This is a genomic window from Pseudomonas sp. UYEF17 (assembly GCF_040546125.1).
GTDB classification, from domain to species: domain Bacteria; phylum Pseudomonadota; class Gammaproteobacteria; order Pseudomonadales; family Pseudomonadaceae; genus Aquipseudomonas; species Aquipseudomonas putida_Z.
Map to the genome: position 1 here is coordinate 32,236 of NZ_JBEPNE010000008.1, position 17,378 is coordinate 49,613.

14 protein-coding genes and 2 pseudogenes are annotated in these 17,378 nt (G+C 64.2%); 9 read left to right on the forward strand and 7 right to left on the reverse strand.

The window, feature by feature from the left end:
* Positions 1 to 20: 20 nt before the first annotated feature.
* Positions 21 to 1,433: an aminotransferase gene (locus ABIB24_RS14480; protein ID WP_354316739.1), complete on the forward strand. Its 1,413-nt coding sequence runs from the start codon at positions 21 to 23 to the stop codon at positions 1,431 to 1,433.
* A gap of 53 nt (positions 1,434 to 1,486) precedes the next feature.
* The gene (locus ABIB24_RS14485; RefSeq protein ID WP_354316741.1) at positions 1,487 to 2,353 is read left to right on the forward strand and encodes a LuxR C-terminal-related transcriptional regulator; all 867 of its coding nucleotides are present in this window, start codon (positions 1,487 to 1,489) and stop codon (positions 2,351 to 2,353) included.
* Positions 2,354 to 2,491: 138 nt separating this feature from the next.
* Here the strand turns inward: ABIB24_RS14485 and ABIB24_RS14490 are convergent, their stop codons facing one another.
* The 4 genes and pseudogenes from ABIB24_RS14490 to ABIB24_RS14505 form a co-directional block, all read right to left on the reverse strand.
* Positions 2,492 to 3,571: a helix-turn-helix domain-containing protein gene (locus tag ABIB24_RS14490; RefSeq protein WP_085665118.1), complete on the reverse strand. Its 1,080-nt coding sequence runs from the start codon at positions 3,569 to 3,571 to the stop codon at positions 2,492 to 2,494.
* Positions 3,572 to 3,797: 226 nt separating this feature from the next.
* On the reverse strand, positions 3,798 to 4,769 hold the full coding sequence (locus tag ABIB24_RS14495; RefSeq protein ID WP_137163674.1) for a PDR/VanB family oxidoreductase: 972 nt from the start codon (positions 4,767 to 4,769) through the stop codon (positions 3,798 to 3,800).
* 77 nt (positions 4,770 to 4,846) lie between these two features.
* Positions 4,847 to 5,422, reverse strand: a pseudogene (locus ABIB24_RS14500) (RHO alpha subunit C-terminal catalytic domain-containing protein); the annotation flags it as partial.
* A gap of 90 nt (positions 5,423 to 5,512) precedes the next feature.
* The gene (locus ABIB24_RS14505; protein ID WP_075044937.1) at positions 5,513 to 6,784 is read right to left on the reverse strand and encodes an RNA-guided endonuclease InsQ/TnpB family protein; all 1,272 of its coding nucleotides are present in this window, start codon (positions 6,782 to 6,784) and stop codon (positions 5,513 to 5,515) included.
* A gap of 26 nt (positions 6,785 to 6,810) precedes the next feature.
* Between ABIB24_RS14505 and ABIB24_RS26860 the strand changes: the two are divergent.
* A pseudogene (locus ABIB24_RS26860) lies at positions 6,811 to 6,885 on the forward strand (IS200/IS605 family transposase); the annotation flags it as partial.
* A 55-nt stretch (positions 6,886 to 6,940) separates the two neighbouring features.
* Here the strand turns inward: ABIB24_RS26860 and ABIB24_RS14510 are convergent.
* Complete coding sequence (locus tag ABIB24_RS14510) at positions 6,941 to 8,032, reverse strand: tartrate dehydrogenase (RefSeq protein WP_025338756.1); 1,092 nt, start codon at positions 8,030 to 8,032, stop codon at positions 6,941 to 6,943.
* 97 nt (positions 8,033 to 8,129) lie between these two features.
* Between ABIB24_RS14510 and ABIB24_RS14515 the strand changes: the two genes are divergently transcribed.
* Positions 8,130 to 9,041: a LysR substrate-binding domain-containing protein gene (locus tag ABIB24_RS14515; RefSeq protein WP_137163675.1), complete on the forward strand. Its 912-nt coding sequence runs from the start codon at positions 8,130 to 8,132 to the stop codon at positions 9,039 to 9,041.
* A 164-nt stretch (positions 9,042 to 9,205) separates the two neighbouring features.
* Here the strand turns inward: ABIB24_RS14515 and dsdA are convergent, their stop codons facing one another.
* Together dsdA and catR are read right to left on the reverse strand one after the other, a co-directional pair.
* Positions 9,206 to 10,540 (reverse strand): D-serine ammonia-lyase, encoded by a 1,335-nt coding sequence (gene dsdA, locus ABIB24_RS14520; RefSeq protein WP_274120775.1) that lies wholly within the window; start codon positions 10,538 to 10,540, stop codon positions 9,206 to 9,208.
* A 208-nt stretch (positions 10,541 to 10,748) separates the two neighbouring features.
* Positions 10,749 to 11,621, reverse strand: coding sequence for an HTH-type transcriptional regulator CatR (catR, locus tag ABIB24_RS14525; protein ID WP_354316745.1), 873 nt, complete (start codon positions 11,619 to 11,621; stop codon positions 10,749 to 10,751).
* Positions 11,622 to 11,756: 135 nt separating this feature from the next.
* Here catR and ABIB24_RS14530 point away from each other — a divergent pair, with 135 nt between their 5' ends.
* The 5 genes from ABIB24_RS14530 (at position 11,757) to ABIB24_RS14550 (ending at position 17,240) form a co-directional block, all read left to right on the forward strand.
* A complete protein-coding gene (locus ABIB24_RS14530) occupies positions 11,757 to 12,878 on the forward strand; it encodes a muconate cycloisomerase family protein (RefSeq protein ID WP_137163677.1) in 1,122 nt (373 codons plus the stop codon).
* A 150-nt stretch (positions 12,879 to 13,028) separates the two neighbouring features.
* Positions 13,029 to 13,319 (forward strand): muconolactone Delta-isomerase, encoded by a 291-nt coding sequence (gene catC, locus ABIB24_RS14535; protein ID WP_013973066.1) that lies wholly within the window; start codon positions 13,029 to 13,031, stop codon positions 13,317 to 13,319.
* A 43-nt stretch (positions 13,320 to 13,362) separates the two neighbouring features.
* Entirely contained in the window at positions 13,363 to 14,298 is a 936-nt protein-coding gene (catA, locus tag ABIB24_RS14540; RefSeq protein ID WP_137163678.1) for a catechol 1,2-dioxygenase, read from the forward strand.
* Positions 14,299 to 14,521: 223 nt separating this feature from the next.
* The gene (locus ABIB24_RS14545; RefSeq protein ID WP_137163679.1) at positions 14,522 to 15,016 is read left to right on the forward strand and encodes a GNAT family N-acetyltransferase; all 495 of its coding nucleotides are present in this window, start codon (positions 14,522 to 14,524) and stop codon (positions 15,014 to 15,016) included.
* Positions 15,017 to 15,143: 127 nt separating this feature from the next.
* Positions 15,144 to 17,240 (forward strand): putative bifunctional diguanylate cyclase/phosphodiesterase, encoded by a 2,097-nt coding sequence (locus ABIB24_RS14550; protein WP_137163680.1) that lies wholly within the window; start codon positions 15,144 to 15,146, stop codon positions 17,238 to 17,240.
* Positions 17,241 to 17,378 lie beyond the last annotated feature (138 nt).

Genomic DNA, 17,378 nt, shown 5'->3' on the forward strand with positions numbered 1-17,378 from the left:
TCACTGCCAAGGAGCTGCCCATGGCCACCCCAAGCAAAGCATTCGCCATTGCCCACGACCCGCTGGTGGAAGCCGACAAGGCCCACTACATGCACGGCTACCACGTGTTCGACGAGCACCGCGAGCAAGGCGCGCTGAACATCGTTGCCGGCGAGGGCGCCTACATCCGCGATACCCACGGCAACTGCTTCCTCGATGCCGTCGGCGGCATGTGGTGCACCAACATTGGCCTGGGACGCGAGGAAATGGCCCTGGCCATCGCCGACCAGGTACGCCAGCTGGCCTATTCCAACCCGTTCTCCGACATGGCCAATGATGTGGCCATCGAGCTGTGCCAGAAGCTTGCGCAGCTGGCACCGGGTGACCTGAACCATGTGTTCCTCACCACCGGCGGCTCGACCGCGGTCGACACTGCCTACCGGCTGATCCAGTACTACCAGAACTGCCGTGGCAAGCCGCACAAGAAGCACATCATCGCCCGCTACAACGCCTACCACGGCTCCACCACCCTGACCATGTCGATCGGCAACAAGGCCGCTGACCGGGTGCCGGAGTTCGATTATCACCACGACCTGATCCACCACGTGTCCAACCCCAACCCGTACCGCGCCCCGCACGACATGGACGAGGCCGAGTTCCTCGACTTCCTGGTGGCCGAGTTCGAGGACAAGATCCTCTCGCTGGGGGCCGACAACGTGGCGGCGTTCTTCGCCGAGCCGATCATGGGCTCGGGCGGGGTGATCATTCCGCCCAAGGGCTACTTCCAGCGCATGTGGCAGCTGTGCCAGGCCTACGACATCCTGTTCGTCGCCGACGAAGTGGTGACCTCGTTCGGGCGCCTGGGCACCTTCTTCGCCAGCGAGGAACTGTTCGGCGTAACCCCCGACATCATCACTACCGCCAAGGGCCTGACCTCGGCCTACCTGCCGCTGGGGGCGTGCATCTTCTCCGAGCGCATCTGGCAGGTGATCGCCGAGCCGGGCAAGGGCCGCTGCTTCACCCACGGCTTCACCTACAGCGGCCACCCGGTGTGCTGCACTGCGGCGCTGAAAAACATCGAGATCATCGAGCGCGAGCATTTGCTGGCGCACGTCAAGGACGTTGGCGGCTACCTGGAACAGCGCCTGCAAAGCCTGCGCGAGCTGCCGCTGGTGGGGGATGTGCGCTGCATGAAGCTGATGGCCTGTGTCGAGTTCGTTGCCGACAAGGCCAGCAAGGCGCTATTCGCCGACGAGGTGAACATCGGCGAACGCATCCACAGCAAGGCCCAGGCCAAAGGCCTGCTGGTGCGGCCGATCATGCACCTGAACGTGATGTCGCCGCCGTTGATCGTCACCCATGCGCAGGTGGACGAGATCGTCGAAACCCTGCGCCAGTGCATCATCGAAACCGCGCGCGAACTCACGGCGCTTGGCCTGTACCAGGGCCGATGAACCTGGCGCAAAGGGCTGTGCGCGGGCGTGCCTGGCAGGCTAGACTGCCGGGCATGACCCAGGCCTCTCCCGACACCCCGCTTACCCTTTCACTGGGCGCGCTGCAGCAATGGCATGCGGCGCTGCAGCGCGCACTGGCACACAGCGAAACGCCCGAGGCGCTGGCGCATGTGGCGGCCGCCATCGGTCAGCTGGTGCAGGTGGAGTCGATGATGATCAGCCTCGAGTGCCAGGGGCGGGCACCGCAACTGCTGTACCAGCAAGGCATCCCCGACCTGCACCGCGCCGCCGTGCTGGAGCGCTACTTCACTGCCGGCTACCTGCTCGACCCGTTCTGCCTGGCCGTGCAGAGCGGCCTGGCCGAGGGCTTTTACCACCTGCAGGAAATCGCCCCGGACAACTTCTTCGACAGCGACTACTACAAGGCCTATTACCTGGGGACCGGCTGCAGTGAAGACAGCTACTACATCGTCGACCTCAGCGCTGGCCGCAAGTTGTCGCTGAGCCTGTTCCAGGGCTGCAGCGGCACGCGGCTGAGTACAGGGCAGATCGACCTGCTGCGTGCGCTGGAACCGATGGTACGCGAGCTGCTGGGGCGCTACGCCCGGCACCAACTGGAGCCCGGCCCCGCATCGGTGGAGCGTGGCAGCCTGCAGGCGGCGTTCGACAGTTTCGGCTGCCAGGTGCTGACCGACCGTGAGCGGGAGGTGGCGCACATGATTCTGCGTGGGCATTCGGTGAAGTCCACCGCGCTGGAGCTGGGCATCTCGCCGGAAACCGTGCGCATGCACCGCAAGAATCTGTACCTGAAGCTGGAGATCAACTCGCAGTCGGAGTTGTTTGCGCGGTTTATCGACTGGCTGCGCGGCGATCACCTGCCGGCCTGGCAGCAAAGGAGCAACTGCCTTACTCAAATCTGAAAGCTGGCGCGGTCCCTGTGGGAGCGGGTTCACCCGCGAAGCAGGCACCGCGGTGGATGGCACGGGCTTCGCCCGTGTTCGCGGGTGAACCCGCTCCCACACGGATCGCGACAGACTTGGGTTTTCGGGTAAGCCTTGTCACGAAGCAGCCAGGCGGGCCTCCAGCGCGGCAATATGCGCCTGCAGCCGTTCATGCTCCTGGCGCTCGGCGCTGATGTCTTCGAACACGCTGATCAGATGCTCCGGCTCGCCGTTGTCGCGACGTTGCAGCGAGGTGCGGGCGCGTACCCAGATGTACTCGCCGTTCTTGTGGCGTACGCGTTTTTCCACCTCGTAACGCTCGGTTTCGCCAGCCAGCATGCGCTGCAGCAATTGCAGGTTCTGCGCCAGGTCATCGGCGTGGGTGATCTGCTGGAAAGTCATGCCGTACAGCTCCTCGGCACGGTAGCCCAGCAGCTCGCACAGGCTGTTGTTGACCCGTTGCCAGGTGCCGTCGGGGTCGATGTAGGCGAGGGCACCCCAGGCCAGCTCGAAGATCGTGCGGAAGCGTTCCTCGCTTTGGCTCAAGGCCTGCTGGGCCATCTGGCGCTCGGTGTTGTCCATGCTGATGCCGACCATCTTCACCGATCGCCCGGCGCTGTCGCGTACCACCGTGGCGCGGGAGGAGATCCAGCGTACTTCACCGTCGGGGCGGGTGATGCGGAAGTCGCACTCGCAGCCGCTGCCCTTGGCCACTGCCTCGGCATACATCGCCTGCATGTGCTGCACGTCTTCGCCCGGCAGGTGTTTCCAGAAGTCTTCGTTGTGGTGCACCGGCCAGCCATACACCTGCTCGACATTGGGCGAGTAGGTGACTTCGTCGCTGATCAGGTTCCATTCCCAGGTGACGATGCGTGCGCCTTCCTGGGCCAGCTTCATGCGCGTTTCGCTTTCCATGATCTCGGCAGTCAGGCGCCGGCGCAGGTCGGTCATCGGCAGCTCGACCACCTGTGGTTGCTGGATGTTCTGCAGCGCCTCGTCGCCATAGCGCAGCCAGATCCAGTTGACCTTGAGAAAGTCGGCCAGCTTGCGCAGGTTGTCGTAGTCGATCTCGCCGCCACGGGTCCACTTGTGCACCGCGGTGCGCGAAATGCCCAAGGCCGTGCCCACGGCTTGCAGGGTCAGCTTGTGATGCTCGAGCAGTTCCTTGAGGCGGAAGGCGAAGCTGTTTTCCAACATCGGCAGGGTGTCCTGATCTGGGCCAAGAGCCTGCCAGTATACCCAAGCTGTCAACTTTTGGTTGACGGTACTGAGAGAGTTGCGAATCCCTGTAGGAGCGGCCTTGTGTCGCGATGGGGCGCGCAGCGGCCCCGGCGATCTGTGCCATGGCAGAGATCCTGGGGCCGCTGCGCGCCCCATCGCGACACAAGGCCGCTCCTACAGAGGGCGCGTCAACTGCGGGTAATTACAAGTCGAGTACCAAGCGGGCAGTACGAGCACGCGAGACGCACAGCATGATGCTCTGCTGGGCAGCCTTTTCTTCGTCGCTCAGGTACTGGTCGTAATGCTCGGCTTCACCCTCGAGGATGGCCGTCTCGCAGGTGCCGCACACGCCTTCGCGGCACAGGCACTCGACCTTGGCGGCTTTGGACTTCTCGATGGCCTGCAGGATGGTCATGCCTTCTTCCACCTGCAACTCCACACCCGACTGCGCCAGCACCACGGTAAAGGCACTGCCGGTGACCGGAGTGGCGGCAAACTGTTCCCAATGCACGCGGTGCTCGGCAATGCCGGCCTCGGCGGCGCAGGCGATGACCGCGTCGATCAGTGGTTTGGGGCCGCACACGTACAGGTGCGCCTGCTCGTCCAGCCCCGCGCACAGGGCGGCCAGGTCGAGCTTGCGGTCGAGGCTGTCGATGTAGAAACGGGTGTTGGCAGCGTGCGGCCCGTTGGCCAGCTGGTCCTGGAATGCCCCGTGCTCCGGCGCGCGGAAGGCATAGTGCAGTTCGTAGTCGGCACTGGCGCCTTCCAGTTCATGCAGTTGCGCCAGGAACGGGGTAATGCCGATGCCGCCGGCAATCAGCACATGGCGGCCGGCGGTCGGATCCAGCGCGAACAGGTTGTTGGGCGAGGAAATGGTCAGGCGGGTGCCCACTTCCACCTGCTGGTGCATGAACGCCGAGCCGCCCTTGGACTGCTCCTCCAGGCGCACGCCAATCTGGTAGCTGCGGGTGTCGCGCGGGTCGCTCATCAACGAGTAGGCGTTGCTGAACTGGCTGCCGTCGGTGCCGTGCATCTGCACGATGACGTGGCTGCCACCGGTGAAGGCGGGCATCGCCGCGCCGTCTTCGCGGGCCAGGGTAAAGCGCTTGATCAGCGGCGTGGCTTGTTCCACTGCGGTAACGTGCACGCTGAACATTTCATATGTGTTGGCCATGGTTCACCTCGACTGCCTGGGCGCGCGGCAGGCCCTGCCGCGCACCTTTACGTGCAAAAAACGTGGAGCGGTTGCCATCAATCGTCGAGGTGGGCCACGGCGATCAGGTTGTGGAAGTGGGCAATGCCGTGTTCGCTCATGCCGCTGCGCTCGCGGTCGGCCATGATCCGGCCCTGGCCACGGTAGCCACGGGACTTCAGGCCCTTCTGCACGCTTTCGACCAGGCGCAGGTCTTCCGGGCGGAACACTTCGCGGTACCAGTCGATCAGCTTCTGCTGCTCCTCGCTGATGTCCTTGTTGAGGAAGTAGATGTCGTAGTGCTGCAGGGTGGTTTCGGCATCGACCGGGAACTCGTAGATCACGGTCATGAAGTTGGCTCCTGGCGGCACGTTGAACATGGTGCAAGGCCAGGCCCAGAAACCGGCGAACGATGGGTCTTTCACATTCTCGTCGAACTTGAACGACTGCTCCGAAGGCTTGGCCAGGCCGTATTGCAGGGTCCAGTTGCCGTGCAGGCTGTGGCTGTACTGGCCAACGTCCACCGAGTCGGAGAAGCCCGGGTGGGCAGGGGCGCAGTGGTAGCACTCCAGGTAGTTGTCGACGATCGACTTCCAGTTGGCCGGGGTGTCGCTGACGAAGCGCCCGGCCAGGTGCGGTACAGCACTGACGAGGGGCTACGATCACGGTAATCAGGAACACTTGACATCCTTCCCGCCCTTTCAGGCCTGGAATCCCTACCGTGATCAGCCCTGACGGACCAATTCACCTCGGTGGGTTCCTGCTGCTGGCGGTCTTGTAGTACCGCTCACTTCACAGGCGATCCGGGCTGCGGTTTCCCGCCCGACAGAAGCATCTGCCGTGTCCTGCCCTTCGTCTCGCAGGTTTTGCATCCCGCGAGCAAGGATGTTTATCGCGCCGACCCGATCCGCGTGTTCGCTAAAGCCGCACTCGACACAGCTGAAGCGGGTTTGGCTCTGTCGGTTAGCCCTGGAGACATGTGTGCAGTGTGGGCAGGTTTGGCTGGTGTGGCGAGCTGGCACGGCAATCAGCCAGCCTCCCTTCCATGCCAGCTTGTAGTCCAGTTGGCGGCGGAACTCATACCAGCCCTGGTCGAGGATGGCCTTGTTCAGACCGGACTTGGCCCGGACATTTTTGCCCGGATGTTCGGCTGAACCTGACGCCGAGGTGCTCATGTTGCGCACCTGCAAGTCTTCGATACATACCATCGCGTGGTTTTTGCTGATGTTGGTCGAGGTCTTGTGCAAGTAGTCGAGGCGCACGTTGCATATGCGCACATGCAGGCGCTGGACGCGAGCTTTTGCACGCGTCCAGTTGCGGCTGAATCTTGTCTTGCGACTCATGGCCTGCTGCGCTTTGCGCAGGGCCCTTTCGTGCCGCTTGAAGCTGTTGAGTGGCTCGATGTGGCTACCATCACTCAATGTAGCGAATCGAGCGATTCCCATATCGATGCCGACCATCCCACCCAGCGGTACTGGTGTTTGTACCTCGCGACGGGTCTGGATGGCGACAAACCACCGACCGCCGCTCAAACTTACGGTGACGTTGCGTAGGTCGCCCAACACCTTGCGGCTGTTGCGGTAGCGCAGCCAACCAAGCTTGGGCAGGAAGACGCGGCCGTTGGCCTGATCAAGTTTGATCTGTTTGGGATCGGGGTAACGGAAACTGTTGCTGCGGGCCTTATGCTTGAATTGTGGGAAATCGGCACGCTTCTCGAAAAAGTGCTTGTAGGCTTTATCGAGGTCTTTGAGGGCGTGTTGCAGCGGATGGACGGGGGCCTCCTTCAGCCAGGCCGTTGCGCTGCTGTTACGCCACGCGGTCAGGTGTTTAGCCATCGCTACATAGCCGATGTACGCGCCGCCTGCGTCGCGGTTGGCTTGCTGCAACGCCAGCGCCTGGTTAAACACGAACCGGCACGAGCCGGCGAAACGGCGCATTTGACGCTGCTGTTCGCCGGTTGGCATCAGTAGGTACTTGAAGGCTTGGAGTTGCAGCATATAAAGCAAAACACGCATTAAACGATATGAGATGTGGTAGATACTGCAGCTTCGTGCAGCATGTCCACTTGGTCTTTGTTACCAAATATCGGCGTGCAGTCTCCGCGCCGCTGCAAGTGGCAGAAGGTCGATCATCAGATTCCAGCCACTGGTGGATCAGGCCTCGACCAGCGCGGTAATTGCCTGGCCCACTTGCTGGGTGGATTGCTGCCCGCCCATGTCGCGGGTCACGTCACCGGCGGCGATGACCTGCTCGATGGCCTTGAGGATGTCGTCGTGGGCGGCGCGATAGCGCGGGTCCGCGCCGTCGTTGCCGAGGAAGTCGAGCATCAGCGCACCGGACCAGATCATCGCGATCGGGTTGGCGATGTTCTTGCCGTAGATGTCCGGCGCCGAACCGTGCACCGGTTCGAACAGCGACGGGAACTTGCGCTCGGGGTTGAGGTTGGCCGATGGCGCGATGCCGATGGTGCCGGCGCAGGCTGGGCCGAGGTCGGAGAGGATGTCGCCGAACAGGTTCGAGGCCACCACCACGTCGAAGCGGTCCGGTTGCAGCACGAAGCGCGCGCAGAGGATATCGATGTGCTGCTTGTCCCAGCTGATTTCCGGATAATTGGCAGCCATCGCCGCCGTGCGCTCGTCCCAGTACGGCATGCTCACGGCCATGCCGTTGGACTTGGTGGCCGAGGTGACATGCTTGCGCTGGCGGGTCTGGGCCACATCGAAGGCGTACTTGAGGATGCGGTCGACGCCGCGGCGGGTGAACACCGACTCCTGCAGCACGAACTCGTTCTCGGTGCCTTCGAACATGCGCCCGCCCAGCGACGAGTACTCGCCCTCGGTGTTCTCGCGAATGACCACGAAGTCGATGTCACCTGGCTCACGGCCAGCCAGTGGGCAAGGTACGCCGGGGAACAGGCGCACCGGGCGGATGTTCACGTACTGGTCGAAGTCGCGGCGGAACTTGAGCAGTGAACCCCACAGGGAGATGTGGTCCGGTACCTTGTCAGGCCAGCCCACTGCGCCGAAGTACAGGGCGTCGAAACCCTTGAGCTGTTCGAACCAGTCGTCCGGCATCATCTTGCCGTGGGCCAGGTAGTAATCGCAGCTGGCCCACTCGAAGAACTCGAAGCTGATGTCCAGGCCGTGCTTGCGCGCAGCGGCCTCGACCACGCGAATGCCTTCAGGCAGTACTTCGTTGCCGATGCCATCGCCGGGGATTGCCGCGATTCTGAAAGTCTTGCTCATGGGGTGCACTCGTTGTCTAGGGAACAGGTGCTGGCCATGCTATAAGGGCTTGATCCGGAGATAATCTAGCCATTCATGGATTCTTGGAACACGCTACGTGAATAATCTGCCCAGCCTCGACGACCTCAACATCTTCCTGCAAGTGGCCAGGCGCGCCAGCTTCGCGGCCGTGGCCGATGAGCTGGGCATGTCGGCGGCGTACATCAGCAAGCGCATTCGCATGCTCGAGCAAACCCTGGAAGTACGCCTGTTGCACCGCACCACCCGGCGGGTGACGGTGAGCGAGGAGGGTGAGCGGGTGTACCAGTGGGCGCTGCAGATTTTCGATGCGGTGCAGCGCATGGGTGATGACATCAGCGCCCAGCACCGCGAGCCGGCCGGGCAACTGCGCATCGCCAGCAGCCTGGGCCTGGGCCGGCGCTTCGTGGCGCCGGCCTTGTCGGAGCTGGCCGAACGCTACCCGCGGCTGGACATTCGCCTGGACGTGCATGACCGCCTGGTGGACCTGATCGCCGAAGGCGTCGACCTGGATATCCGCGTGGGCAACGCTATCGCCCCCAACCTGATTGCCAAGCCGCTGGCGCGCAACCGCCGGGTGCTGTGCGCCGCGCCGGCGTACCTGGCCCGGCGCGGCACGCCCAAGGTGTTGGGCGACCTGGCCAGCCATGACTGCCTGGTGATCAAGGAGCGCGACCACCCGTTTGGCGTGTGGCAGCTGATGGGCCCGGAGGGTGAGGAGGGGGTGCGGGTGACCGGCAGTTTGTCGAGCAACCATGGCGAAGTGGCTCACCAGTGGTGCCTGGACGGGCGCGGGATATTGCTGCGTTCCTGGTGGGATGTGCACGACAGCCTGCAGGACGGGCGCCTGGTGCAGGTGCTGGAGGACTATCACCAGCCGGCGGATATCTGGGCGGTATACACCACGCCGCTGGCCAGCTCGGCCAAGGTGCGGGTGGCGGTGGACTTCTTCCGGCAGTACTTTGCCGAGCGTTATAGCCTGCCGGGGTAGAGCCTACCTGCAACACCCGCTTTGTGTAGGAGCGGCCTTGTGTCGCGAAAGGGCTGCAAAGCAGCCCCGGCGAAATTAGCGGCGAAGCTGAAAATGTGGGGCCGCTGCGCGCCCCATCGCGACACAAGGCCGCTCCTACAGACATCAAAAGCAGAGACGATTCCTCAGCCCCTCCCTTTGGCCAGATAGGCCGTAAACTCTGCCTCCGGCACCATGCTGCCACCGGTCCCCCACACCAGGTGCGTGGCCCGCTCCATGCGCCCAGCCGACAGGCCCATGCGCGCCAGGTATTCAGGCGATTCAAGCACCTTGACCATGCCCGGCATCCCCGCCAGCGCCGAAGGCTCCAGCCGCGCGTTCTCCTGGTCATGGGCCAGCACCAACAGCCGGTACAGCGCCTCGTCGCTGACCGTGTAATAACCATCGAGCAAACGCTGCATCGCCTTGCCGACAAAGCCGGAAGGTCGGCCCACCGCCAGGCCGTCGGCGGCGGTCAGGTTGTCGATGCCGAAATCCTGCACGCTGGTGGCGTCATGCAAACCGCTATACACCCCCAGGAACATGCAGGGCGAGTGGGTGGGCTCGGCGAAGATGCAGTGCACATGGTCGCCCCAGATCAGCTTCAGGCCGAACGCCACGCCACCCGGGCCGCCGCCGACCCCGCAGGGCAGGTAGACGAACAGCGGGTGCTCGGCATCCACCTTGATACCCGCGGCCTCGAACTGGACGGCCAGCCGCTCGGCCGCCACGGCATAGCCGAGGAACAGGTGTGGCGAGTTCTCGTCGTCGACGAAGTAGCAGCTCGGGTCCGCCGCCGCCTGCTGGCGCCCTTGCTCCACCGCCACGCTGTAGTCGCTTTCGTACTCGACCACGCTCACGCCATGGGCGCGCAGTTTGTCCTTCTTCCATTGGCGGGCATCGGCCGACATGTGCACGGTCGCCTGAAAGCCCAGCCTGGCGCTCATGATGCCGATCGACAGGCCGAGGTTGCCGGTCGAGCCGACCGCAACCTTGTACTGGCTGAAGAATTGCCGGGCCTGGTCGCTGGCCAGTTCCCGGTAATCGCTGTCGAGGCGGATCAGGCCGGCCTCCAGAGCGAGGTCTTCGGCATGCTTGAGCACTTCATGAATGCCACCGCGGGCCTTGATCGAACCGGAGATCGGCAGCTCGCTGTCGGCCTTGAGCCAGAGTGAGCCGCTGGCTGGCAGGCCCGCTGCCTGCAGCAAGGTGTCGTGCAGGGTGGGCAGCGGGCGCAGTGGTGACTCGATGATGCCGCCGGTGGCAGCGGTTTCCGGGAACACGCTGGCCAGGTAGGGGGCAAAGCGTGCCAGCCGGGCACTGGCGGCACTGACATCGGCGGCGCTGAGGCCGACATCGGCCAGGGCCTGGGCGGCAGGAGCGATGTGCGGGTTGAACCAACGGGTTTCGCGCAGGGCCACCAGGTCTTCGATCAGGGGGTGGGAGCTGCACCATGCTTGCAGTGTCTTGCCGTGAATCATGCTGGTTTTTCCTGTTGGTTGATGATGACCCGGGGGGCGCATTCTTCTGGCCTGCGCAGGCCCTTGTAGGAGCGGCCTTGTGTCGCGAAGGGCTGCAAAGCAGCCCCGGCAATTCGTGCATCTGCGCTGAAACCCTGGGGCTGCTTTGCAGCCCTTTCGCGACACAAGGCCGCTCCTACAACCGACCGCGTGAGGTCAGGGAGCGCCCTCATTCGGCCTGTTGTGCAATCAATGCCAGGCAGCGCTGCACGATCGGGCTCACATCGCCCTTGCGCCGGCTGAGGATGATCGGGCTGACGGCACCGCTGTCGAGCAGGCTTACATATTCGATATCGGTGCGGTGCTGCTGCTGCACCGACGCCGGCACCAGGGTGACGCCTACGCCGACGGCCACCAGGCCGATGGCGGTCTGCAGTTCGTTGGCCCACTGGCTGACGCGGATGCTCATGCCGTGGTGGGCGAACAGTGCCAGCACATGGTCGGCATAGCTGGGCCGCGGGTTGGCCGGGTAGAGGATGAACGCCTCGCCAGCCAGCTGGGCAAGGGTAAGCGGGCTTCTTGCCAGCGGGTGGCCCTTGGGCAGTACAGCCACCAGCGGGTCCTCGCACAGCACTTGCTGGTGAATGGCCGGGTCATCGATGCGAATGCGCCCGAAGGCGATGTCGATGCGCCCGCTTTTCAGCGCCTCCACCTGCTGCAGCGTGGTCATCTCGTTCAGGCCCAGTTCCAGCTCGCTGTCCTGGCGCAGCTCGCGGATCAGCTCCGGCAGCACCTTGTACAGGGTCGAGGGGGCAAAGCCGATCCCCAGCCACTGGCGCTGGCCCTGGCCGATGCGACGGGTGTTGTCGCTGATGTTCTCCAGCTGCTGCAGCACGGTGCAGCTCTGCTCGTAGAAGAAGCGACCTGCCTCGGTCAGCCGCAGCGGGCGCTCGCGCGCCACCAGCAAGGTACCGAGCTGGTCCTCGAGTTGGCTGATCTGCCGGCTCAGCGGTGGCTGGGCAATGTGCAGCAGCTCGGCGGCGCGAGTGAAGTTCAGGGTTTCGGCCAGGACCTTGAAGTAACGCAGGTGGCGCAGCTCCATCAGACCTCCAGGGTATGGTGGGAGATTCATTCGATATTGGACGGCTATCAGGGTCTCGCGCAATCCTTGAACAAGCAAGTAAATGCACCACTCGGGCCTGCGGCTGGCAGCCCGAAACAACGGGACCTGGCAACAATGACAAGCGCGCTGATTGAACGTATAGAGGCAATTATCGTCGACCTGCCGACCATTCGCCCGCACAAGCTGGCGATGCACACCATGCAGCAGCAGACCCTGGTGGTATTGCGTGTTCGCTGCAGTGATGGCGTGGAAGGCATCGGCGAGGCCACCACCATCGGCGGCCTGGCCTATGGCTACGAAAGCCCCGAGGGCATCAAGGCCAACATCGATGCGCACCTGGCGCCGGCGCTGATCGGCCTGCCGGCAGACAACATCAACGCCGCCATGCTCAAGCTGGACAAGCTGGCCAAGGGCAACACCTTTGCCAAGTCGGGTATCGAGAGCGCCTTGCTCGATGCCCAGGGCAAGCGCCTGGGCCTGCCGGTCAGCGAACTGCTGGGTGGCCGCGTGCGCGACAGCCTGGAAGTGGCCTGGACCCTGGCCAGCGGCGACACCGCCCGCGACATCGCCGAAGCCCTGCACATGCTGGAGATTCGCCGGCATCGGTTGTTCAAGCTGAAGATCGGCGCCAACCCGTTGGCCCAGGATCTCAAGCACGTGGTGGCGATCAAGCGCGAGCTGGGCGACAGTGCCAGCGTGCGGGTCGACGTCAACCAGTACTGGGACGAATCCCAGGCCATCCGTGCCTGCCAGGTGCTTGGCGACAACGGCATCGACCTGATCGAGCAACCGATTTCGCGCATCAACCGCAGCGGCCAGGTGCGCCTGAACCAGCGCAGCCCGGCGCCGATCATGGCCGACGAGTCGATCGAAAGCGTCGAGGACGCCTTCAGCCTGGCCGCCGACGGCGCGGCCAGCATCTTCGCCTTGAAAATAGCCAAGAACGGTGGCCCGCGCGCCGTGCTGCGCACCGCGCAAATCGCCGAGGCTGCCGGCATCGCCCTGTATGGCGGGACCATGCTCGAAGGCTCGATCGGCACCCTGGCTTCGGCTCACGCCTTCCTGACCCTGCGCCAGCTCACCTGGGGCACCGAGCTGTTCGGGCCGCTGCTGCTGACCGAAGAAATCGTCAACGAGCCGCCGCAGTACCGCGACTTCCAGCTGCACATTCCACGTACCCCTGGCCTGGGCCTGACCCTGGACGAACAGCGCCTGGCGCGCTTCGCCCGCCGCTGAACGAACACACACAGAACCCTGTGGGAGCGGCTTTAGCCGCGAAGCAGGCGACGCGGTGGATGGCACGGGCTTCGCCCGTGTTCGCGGGTAAACCCGCTCCCACAGGGGCCGCGTAAGCCTTTAGACATTTGCAAGACAGGAGAAGACAACATGCTGTTCCACGTGAAGATGACCGTGAAACTGCCGGTCGACATGGACCCGGCCAAGGCCGCCCGGCTCAAGGCCGACGAAAAGGAACTGGCCCAGCGCCTGCAGCGCGAAGGCACCTGGCGCCACTTATGGCGCATTGCCGGGCACTACGCCAACTACAGCGTGTTCGACGTGCCCAGTGTCGAGGCGCTGCACGACACCCTGATGCAGCTGCCGCTGTTCCCGTACATGGACATCGAGGTCGACGGCCTGTGCCGGCACCCCTCGTCGATTCACAGCGACGACCGCTGAGTCGCACCTGTCTACCTGACAAGAACAAGATGAGGCAAGCACGATGACCGTGAAAATTTCCCACACTGCCGATGTTCAGGCGTTCTTCAACGAAGTGGCCGGCCTGGGCCATGCCGAAGGCAACCCACGCTTCAAGCAGATCATGCTGCGTGTGCTGCAGGACACTGCACGCCTGGTCGAAGACCTGGAAATCACCGAAGACGAGTTCTGGCATGCCGTCGACTACCTCAACCGCCTGGGTGGTCGTAACGAAGCCGGCCTGCTGGCGGCGGGGCTGGGCATCGAACATTTCCTCGACCTGCTGCAGGATGCCAAGGACGCCGAGGCCGGCCTGACTGGCGGCACCCCGCGCACCATCGAAGGCCCACTGTATGTGGCGGGGGCGCCGCTGGCGCAGGGCGAAGCGCGCATGGACGACGGCAGCGACCCGGGCGTGGTGATGTTCCTCCAGGGCCAGGTGTTCGATGCCGAAGGCAAGCCGTTGGCCGGCGCCACCGTTGACCTGTGGCACGCCAACACCCAGGGCACCTATTCGTACTTCGACTCCACCCAGTCCGAGTACAACCTGCGCCGGCGCATCATCACCGATGCCGAAGGGCGTTACCGCGCGCGCTCCATCGTGCCGTCGGGGTACGGCTGCGACCCGCAAGGGCCAACCCAGGAGTGCCTGGACCTGCTTGGCCGTCACGGCCAGCGCCCGGCGCACGTGCACTTCTTCATCTCGGCGCCGGGGCACCGCCACCTGACCACGCAGATAAACCTGGCCGGCGACAAGTACCTGTGGGATGACTTTGCCTACGCCACCCGTGACGGGCTGGTCGGCGAGCTGCGCTTTGTCGAGGATGCTGCGGCGGCGCGTGATCGCGGCGTAGAGGGCGAACGCTTTGCCGAGCTGGCGTTCGACTTCCACCTGCAGGCGGCCAAGGCGCCGGACGCCGAGGCGCGCAGCCACCGCCCGCGTGCGTTGCAAAACAGTTGAGCCCTGAAGGGATCCCTGTGGGAGCGGGCGTGCCCGCGAAGCAGGCACCGCGGTGTATGGCACCGGCTTTGCCGGTGTTCGCGGGCATGCCCGCTCCCACAGGGGCGCCTAGCAATCGATGACTGGTTTTGGCCTGGGCCTTTCCGTGCGGGGAGGGCCTGGGCTTTTTGCTGCCAGGGGCTGTTGATCTAGAATCCGCCTTTTTAACCCGAGCCCCCGCACCATGCTGCCCATCGAACTGCTGGCAACCACTGCCGACCAGGCCCCGCTGATTCGCAACCTCTATCAGTTCTACGTCTACGAGTCCTCGGACTGGGAGCAGGAAGACGTCGAAGTGGACGGCCGCTTCTATATCCATGACGAGCACCTGCAACGTTACTGGCAGGCCGATGGCTGGGGCGCGTACCTGGTGCTGGCAGATGGTTTCATCGCCGGTTTCGTGCTGGTCGAACGCAGCGAGCTGCCGGGCATCGATGCGTTCGAACTGGCCGACCTGTTCATCCTGAAAAAGTACCGCCGGCAGGGCATCGGCCGGGCGGTGGCATTGCAACTGCTGGGCGGCGAGGGCGACTGGCTGATGCGCTGTTACGCCCAGGACATGCCTGCCGTGGCCTTCTGCAATGCCGTGCTGGCCGAACTGTCGCGCCCGGCGCAGCCCATAGCCCTGGATGACGAACCGGGCTTGCTCAATTTCCTGGTGACGGGCGCCCGCCATTGAGGGGTTGCCTGCCTTCGTTCGCAAATTGAAGGGATCGTGGCTTTTTGTGAGCTACTTCACAAAATCGTCATCAGAGGCATAATGCCACCAATCCTTTTCACGCCTTTCGAAGGCCCAGGTAAAGTTCATGTCGCTAGTCGCAAGCCCCGACATCATGTACCGGCTGTTGATCCAGAGTGTGGTGGACTATGCCTTCTACCTGCTCACCCCCGAAGGTATCGTCGCCAACTGGAACCCCGGCGCCCAGCGCGCCAAGGGCTACCTTGCCGAGGAAATCGTCGGCCAGCACTACTCGTTGTTCTACACCGATGCCGAGCGCGCCGCCGGGCTGCCCGCGCTCAACCTTGAGCAGGCGCGCAGCACCGGGCGCTTCGAAGAGACCGGTTCGCGCCTGCGCAAGGACGGCACGACCTTCCATGCCCATGTGGTGATCGACGCGGTGTACGACGATGCCGGGCAACTGGTGGGCTTCGCCAAGGTCACCCGCGACATTTCCGAGCGCCACCGGCAAGAGCAGGAACTGCTGCAGGCCAAGGAACTGGCCGAGCAGTACAGCCAGGAAATGACCAAGCTGTCGCAGTTCCTTGATTCGGTGATTGCCAACATCCCTGCCAGCGTCATTGTCCAGGACCTGGAAAGCCAGCGCATCCTGCTGGCCAACCAGCAGGCCGAACGCCTGTTCGGCGGGCCGCAGCGCAGCATGACCGGGCAGTTGCCCGGCGAATGCCTGGCACCGGGTGCTGCCGGTTACCTGGAACAGCAACTGGCCCGTGGCGCCCGCAGCACCAAGGGCCATGCCGCCGAAACCCGGGTCGACACGGCCTGCGGCCCACGCACCTTGCGCAGCCGCACCTTGCTCAGCCAGAACCGTGAAGGCCAGGCCGACTACGTGCTGTTCGTTGCCGAAGACGCCACAGAAGAGCTGGCCGCCCACGCGCAGATCCACCACATGGCGCACCACGATGCGCTGACCGGGCTGCCCAACCGCACCCTGTTCAACGAACGCCTGCGCCAGGCGCTGGTGCGTGACAGCGAGCACGCCAAGCTGACCGCCGCCCTGTGCCTGGACCTGGACAACTTCAAGAACATCAACGATTCGCTGGGTCACGCCTTTGGCGACAAGCTGCTGCGCGCGCTGGGCAAGCGCCTGCGCCGCGAGCTGCGCGAACACGACACCCTGGCCCGCCTGGGCGGCGACGAGTTTGCCGTGGTGCTGACCGGCCTGGAGGGCCGGGAGGCCGCATGCAACACTGCGCAGCGCCTGATCAACGCGATCTGCCCACCGTTCCAGATCGAGGGGCACCAGTTCACGGTGGGGGTGAGCATCGGCATTGCCATTGCGCCTGATGACAGCGACCAGGCCGAGCAACTGCTGGGCTACGCCGACATGGCGCTGTACGAGGCCAAGCGTAATGGCCGCAACCGCTACGAGTGCTTCAACGTCGAACTGGACGTCGCCGCCCGCCAGCGCCGCCTGGTGGAAACCGACCTGCGCACCGCGCTGCACCTGGGCCAGTTGCAGCTGCACTACCAGCCGGTGGTCGACCAGCAGACCAGCAGCGTTACCGGCTATGAGGCGTTGCTGCGCTGGGAGCACCCGACCCGCGGCATGGTCATGCCCATGGACTTCATCCCCATCGCCGAGGAAACCGGGCTGATCCACGAACTGGGCAACCGGGCGCTGAACCTGGCCTGCCAGGAGGCGGCCAGCTGGGACAGCGAGCAGACGGTGTCGGTCAACCTGTCGGCGGTGCAGTTCAAGAATGCCAACCTGGTGCACACCGTGGCCCTGGCGCTGGCCGACTCAGGCCTGCCGCCGCAGCGGCTGGAGCTGGAGGTCACCGAGTCGGTGCTGTTGGGCAACAGCGAGGAGAACGTGCGCACCTTGCGTGCACTGAAGGACCTGGGCGTGTCCATTTCGCTGGACGATTTCGGCACCGGGTATTCCTCGCTGGGCTACCTGCGTTCGTTCCCGTTCGACCGGATCAAGATCGACAAGTCGTTCGTGCATGACATGTGCGACAGCCGCGAGGCGATGTCGATCATCCGCGCCATTACCGACCTGTCCAACAGCCTGATGATCAAGACCACGGCCGAGGGGGTTGAGTCGGAGGAGCAGATGCGCCGGTTGGCGGCGGAGGGTTGCTCGCACTTCCAGGGTTACCTGTACGGGCGACCGGCACCGGCGAACGAGCGGTTGAAGCAGGTCATGACGCCAATATAACGGCCTACGCGGCCCATTGTGGGAGCGGCCTTGTGTCGCGATTGGGGCGCGCAGCGCCCCCATCATTTTCAGCTTCGCCGCAAAAATTGCCGGGGCCGCTTTGCGGCCCTTTCGCGACACAAGGCCGCTCCCACAGAG